The 5,318-nt window shown below is 53.0% G+C and carries 7 protein-coding genes; 4 read left to right on the top strand and 3 right to left on the bottom strand.

Annotation, left to right across the window (positions count from 1 at the left end; all coding sequences use genetic code 11):
* The 4 genes from PHV74_09995 to PHV74_09980 form a co-directional block, all read left to right on the top strand.
* On the top strand, positions 1 to 266 hold a 266-nt coding region (locus tag PHV74_09995; GenBank protein MDD5094695.1), incomplete at its 5' end, for a peptide chain release factor-like protein.
* Positions 267 to 448: 182 nt separating this feature from the next.
* Positions 449 to 1,186 (top strand): ABC transporter ATP-binding protein, encoded by a 738-nt coding sequence (locus tag PHV74_09990; GenBank protein MDD5094694.1) that lies wholly within the window; start codon positions 449 to 451, stop codon positions 1,184 to 1,186.
* On the top strand, positions 1,183 to 2,295 hold the full coding sequence (locus tag PHV74_09985) for an ABC-2 transporter permease (GenBank protein ID MDD5094693.1): 1,113 nt from the start codon (positions 1,183 to 1,185) through the stop codon (positions 2,293 to 2,295). The genes PHV74_09990 and PHV74_09985 overlap by 4 nt, the downstream gene beginning before the upstream one ends.
* Before the next feature lie 201 nt (positions 2,296 to 2,496).
* The gene (locus PHV74_09980) at positions 2,497 to 3,348 is read left to right on the top strand and encodes a porin PorA family protein (protein ID MDD5094692.1); all 852 of its coding nucleotides are present in this window, start codon (positions 2,497 to 2,499) and stop codon (positions 3,346 to 3,348) included.
* Between the two features lie 119 nt (positions 3,349 to 3,467).
* Here the strand turns inward: PHV74_09980 and PHV74_09975 are convergent, their stop codons facing one another.
* The 3 genes from PHV74_09975 to mce form a co-directional block, all read right to left on the bottom strand.
* Positions 3,468 to 4,217, bottom strand: a complete 750-nt coding sequence (locus PHV74_09975; protein MDD5094691.1) for a YebC/PmpR family DNA-binding transcriptional regulator — start codon at positions 4,215 to 4,217, stop codon at positions 3,468 to 3,470.
* Between the two features lie 18 nt (positions 4,218 to 4,235).
* Entirely contained in the window at positions 4,236 to 4,640 is a 405-nt protein-coding gene (locus tag PHV74_09970; protein MDD5094690.1) for a cobalamin B12-binding domain-containing protein, read from the bottom strand.
* Positions 4,641 to 4,704: 64 nt separating this feature from the next.
* The gene (mce, locus tag PHV74_09965) at positions 4,705 to 5,112 is read right to left on the bottom strand and encodes a methylmalonyl-CoA epimerase (GenBank protein ID MDD5094689.1); all 408 of its coding nucleotides are present in this window, start codon (positions 5,110 to 5,112) and stop codon (positions 4,705 to 4,707) included.
* Positions 5,113 to 5,318 lie beyond the last annotated feature (206 nt).

The raw sequence follows: 5,318 nt of genomic DNA, 5'->3' as shown, positions 1-5,318 counted from the left end.
AGATGAGAAACAAGGAAACCGCCATGCGTGTTCTGGCGGCGCGTTTGCTGGAAGTGGACCTGGAGAAGAAAACAGAGGAGCAGGCTAAACTGAAGGGAGAGCACGTCAGCGCGGGTTGGGGAAATCAGATACGAAGCTACGTGCTGCATCCCTACAAGATGGTCAAGGATCATCGAAGCGGCTATGAAACCAGCGACCCTGATGCGGTTCTCGATGGGGATGTCGACGAACTGATCAATGCCTATCTGACATCTACTCTGGAGTAACCGTATCCCAGAATGAGAGACTGGATATCCTCGTAGGGGTGCTTGACCGAGACCGGTCAAGCACCCCATTTCCCTCTTGACAGCCAACAAAGGCAGTAGGATCATGGCCGACACCTTGGCGGGTGTGATTTTGAATGGACTTCGACAAAGCGGGGAAGGGGTTCCCGAGAAGGGAGGTTCAAATGAAATCGAGTAGCAGCCTTGCAGTTGAAACCAAAGGGTTGGTCAAGAAGTATGGCGCTTTCACGGCGGTTAACGGGCTCAACTTAAAAATTGAGCGGGGTGAGACTTACGGTCTTTTGGGCCCCAATGGATCGGGAAAGACGACAGCAATCAAAATGTTCTGCGGTCTGCTCAGCCCCACCAGCGGCGAGGCGCTCGTTCTCGGCAAAAAGGCCGGAGATCTCACGATCTTGCCCCGGATTGGGTACATGCCTCAGGAGACCGCGCTTTACCTTGACTTGACGGTGCATGAGAACATGGCGCTCTTTGGCGAAATCTATGGCATGAACAAGGCGGAAATCGAGCGAGAGGAAAAGAACCTCCTTCGCTTTGTCGATCTGGAAGAACGGCGCAATTCCACCATAACCAGTCTGAGCGGTGGGATGCGACATCGGGTGTCGCTGGCATGCAGCATGATCCATCGGCCGGAACTCCTCTTTCTGGATGAACCCACCGTCGGAGTGGACCCCGAACTGAGAGCTTCATTCTGGGAGTATTTTGGTTCCCTGCGTGAAAAAGGAGTCACTGTGGTGATCACCACGCACTATATGGATGAAGCCCATCGGTGCAGCAAGATCGGACTGATGCGAATGGGGAGCCTCATCGCAGAGGGGGCTCCTTCCCAGATCATCCAATCGGCAGGGGCCGAATCACTTGAAGACGCCTTCCTGAAGCTGGCCCGGAGGGAGAGATCATGAAACTCCGAAGAGCATTTGCCATCACCAAGAGGATATTCCGAGGGCTGAGGCATGACCGACGCACTCTGGCGCTCATCATCATCGCTCCGATTCTGGCAATGTGTATCTTTGGAGTCGCCTTCAGTGGCGATGTCAAAAACGTCGATGTGGTTGTGGTGAATCTGGATGACGGGCCGATCTCCAAGGCCGTTATCGCTAACCTCGATGAAGACACCCTCAATGTCCACATGATGCAAAACGAGTCTGATGCGGTCCGGAAAGTTAAGGACGGTGATGCGTGGGCGGCGATCGTTTTTCCCGAGGGGTTTTCTCAGAACGTGCTGGCGAAGGCGCAGGGGATGCCCGATGCCGGAGATACCGCCATCCTTGTGCGGGATGATAAGAGTAATGCCAACATTATCACTGCTTTGATGAGATCGGTAAAGGATGCGATGACCGCTGCGCTCGCGCAATCCGGAAGGGAACTGCCGGTATCCATTGAGGAGGCGCCGGTCTATGGGAAAGGGGCCGAGTTCATCGATTTCTTTGTGCCGGGAATTATGGCTTTTGCCATCTTTCTGTTCACCATACTGTTGACCCTGCTGGCGTTTGTCAGCGAAAGAACCAGCGGCACGCTTGAGCGGCTGAGGGCCTCGCCGATGCGGGAAGGAGAGATTGTTCTGGGTTATGCCATGGCGTTTGGCATCATCGGGATGTTCCAGGCATCCCTCTTGTTTATCGTGGCCACGCTGGTCTTTGATATCATGGTGGTGGGAAACCCGCTCTTGGCCTATCTTATCGTTGCCCTGTTGGCAATCGTAAGCGTAAGTCTGGGAATCCTGCTTTCCAGCGCTGCCAAACGAGAAGCGCAGGCGGTTCAGTTTGTGCCCATGATTGTTCTGCCGACGTTTCTACTCTCTGGAATCTTTTGGCCGGTGGAGGCGATCCCTTCGGTTCTGAGGCCGCTCTCGTATCTCATTCCTCCCACTTACGGGGTCGACGCTATGCGGTCGGTACTCTTACGAGGCTGGAATATCGGACAGATATGGCTCGATATCGTGGCGTTGCTGGGATTTGCGGCGGTCTTTCTGACAGCAAGTGCCTGGTCACTAAAGAAAGGGCAAGGCTGACTTGATGGAAAGCTTTCTTCTGGCTGCTCACTAAATCTACAGGCTAGCCCCTTTGACAGGCGCCGGATTCTTATAGTAGCATTCCTCTGCAGACCTGCTTGCCGGATAGTGATTCTGGCTTGCCATCGATCGACCATCCGCGCATATTTGGAAGGTTGCCCCGATGAGAAAGGGGTAGAGTCTATTCAAAGAGGTGTAATTATGGGAAAAAGTAAAACGTGGGGCTCCTGGTTGATCCGGCTGGGCATACTCATCATAGCGCTCTCGATCATCTGGATCACCCTCATCGAGCCGAAGTACGAGAAGCTGCCCACCGACCTGGATGAGACCTTCTTGATTGACGCGACCGTGCAGTATGTCGCGCTAGGTGAGAATGCGCCTAAGACCCCGGTGACCATCGAACGCCATCAATGGGCCACTGGTGACAAAGATGGAGCGCTCTATATTTCGGAGGAGCTCAAGTTCAATCCAGAGATTCCTGCTGTTGACTTCCTAAACACAACATATACGATGTCAGTTGACCGGTCCTCCCGTGAATACGTTTCGGCTCCAGATTATGAGGATCGAGAGCGGGAGGCGCTGTGGGGATACCCCATCGGTGTGAAAAAGAAGGATTACGTTTTATGGTCGGACACTGCCAGAAGCGCTCCATATGCGCGATATGATGGTGAAGATGAAATCGCCGGGCTGGACGTTTATACCTTTATCACCGATGAAAAGGACATCGAACGCGATTCCTACTTCATTGACCTAGTGATCGAGGAGAAGGTGGAGCCTTGCACAGGAATCACTGTCTACGGGAAGAGCACCCGAACAGTCAAGAACCAAGCGGGTGAGACGCCAGCACTCGTGGTTATCACTCAAGAGTACTCCACCCAAACGACGGCGGAAAAAGTTTCCGACGCCAAACACTACAAAACCCAGCTTCTTTGGGCCACTCAATATGGATTATGGATCGGATTTGGCCTGGGAGCCATCTGGATTCTGGCAGGGGCTTTCCTGTTCGTGAGGGCCAAGAAGTCGGGAGGCAAACCGGAAAACAGCACGGGCTGACTGAAAGAAGCTGATTGATCAAAAAAAGCCTGTATCCTGAGCTTGATTCAGGGTACAGGCTTTTTTACTGCAATCTCCGCATCCAAGACGGGGAGGGAAGGCCAGAGCAAAATCCGGCTTTATCCCGCCCGGTAGCTGGCAACGACTTCATCAGTGAAGTCGGCGTTGGAAAACACGTGTTGAACCCCATCGATGTCTTCCAGCTTATCCAGGAGTTTCAGCGTTTGGAGAGCGTCTTTGTCACTCAGTTTCATCAAGGTCTTGGGGATGAGAGTGATTTCCGCTGAAGAAACGGTCACGCCGCCCTTTTCCATTTCTTTTCGGACCGCTTCCGAATCCTCAGGCTTGGTGTAGATTTCGATCACGTTGCCTTCCGTCTTCACATCATCAGCACCGGCATCAATGGCCTTGAGGACGATGTCATCGGCGTCTTTCTCCGCCTCCACAGTCATGAAGCCCTTCTGATCGAAGACCCAGGAAACGCATCCGGCTTCACCCAGGTTAGCATTGGCACGAGTGAAAATGTTGCGGACTTCAGAGACCGTGCGATTTCGATTATCGGTCAGTATTTGGAGAAGCAACGCCGCGCCACCGGGACTGTAGCCTTCCAGAGACATTTCAGCTAGCGCTGCGCCTTCTCCACCGCCAGTGGCCTTTTTGATAGCTCGTTCGATATTGTCCACCGGCATGTTGCTGTCACGGGCTTTTTGTATGGCCAATCGGAGTCTGGAGTTAGCGACGGGATCACCGCCACCCTCTCGGGCGGCGATGGTAATTTCGCGTCCCAGCTTAGTGAACAGCTGCCCTCTTTTGGCATCCGCTGCGCCTTTGGCGCGCTTGATGGTAGACCACTTAGAATGGCCAGACATCCATAGCCTCCCGAAAGCCTAGTTCTTTTCTGCGGCGGCTTTCTTGATATAATCGACAATTTCCAGGGTGGGAGTTCCAGGGCCAAAGATCGCCTTGATCCCGATCTTGCTCAGCTCCGGCCGGTCATCTTCGGGGATTATGCCCCCGGCCACAACAAGCACGTCACCTAGCTTTCTCTTCTGGAGCTCCTTTATGATGAGCGGGAACAGCTCCGTGTGGGCTCCTGAAAGGATGCTCAACCCTACAACATCCACATCCTCTTGCAGGGCAGCTTCGGCGATCATTTCCGGCGTTTGGCGTATGCCGGTATATATGACTTCCATGCCAGCATCTCGCAGGGCCCGTGCGATAACCTTCGCCCCGCGATCATGGCCATCGAGGCCTGGCTTTGCGACTAGTACTCGGATTCTTTTCTCAGCCACGGTGGAAGAACCTCCTTTGTCTCGCCTATTTGAGGCCGATAGCGTTCAGTTGCCACTTCATGCCCTAATGCGCATGGGTCTTCTGGGCCAGCTCGATCAGAACACCGTTCACGGATTTGGGATGGATAAAGCCGATCTTCCCGGCAAGTCCCTTTCGGCCTTTCTTATCGATCAAGGTTGCCCCTTTGGATTCGATCTTCTGGAGTTCCGCATCGGTGTCATCCACTTCCAGGCAAATGTGATGGATTCCGCCGCCCTGTTTTTCCACGAACTTGGCCACGCCACCATTGGGATTCGTCGGCTCCAGAAATTCGATTTCGGTATTGCCAAGAAGGAAAATGCCGGCCTTTACACCCTGGTCAGGAACCTCTTCGATCTTACTGCACTTGACTCCGAATAAGTGCTCAAAGTTTTTTACGGCTTCATCAAGACTTTTGACGGCTATTGCCACATGGTCGATTCTCTTGATCATTTTTCCTCCTGCGGTTCTTCGATGGTAAATCTTGAGCGCAATTGCTCAACTTGGCAAGCTGAATCTTACAATAATTAGTTATCGGTGTCAATCAGATGTGGTTGTCTCAGACGCAGCAACATGGCCGTGTGATAGGAACCCCATTTCTTGCTCACACATCAAAAAGGTAAGGCCTCATGCTTAATCTCACAAAAACTATCGATATT

The organism is Dehalococcoidia bacterium (assembly GCA_028711995.1).
Classification (GTDB): Bacteria; Chloroflexota; Dehalococcoidia; order SZUA-161; family SpSt-899; genus JAQTRE01.
This window is presented reverse-complemented; position numbering and strand designations above follow the sequence as displayed.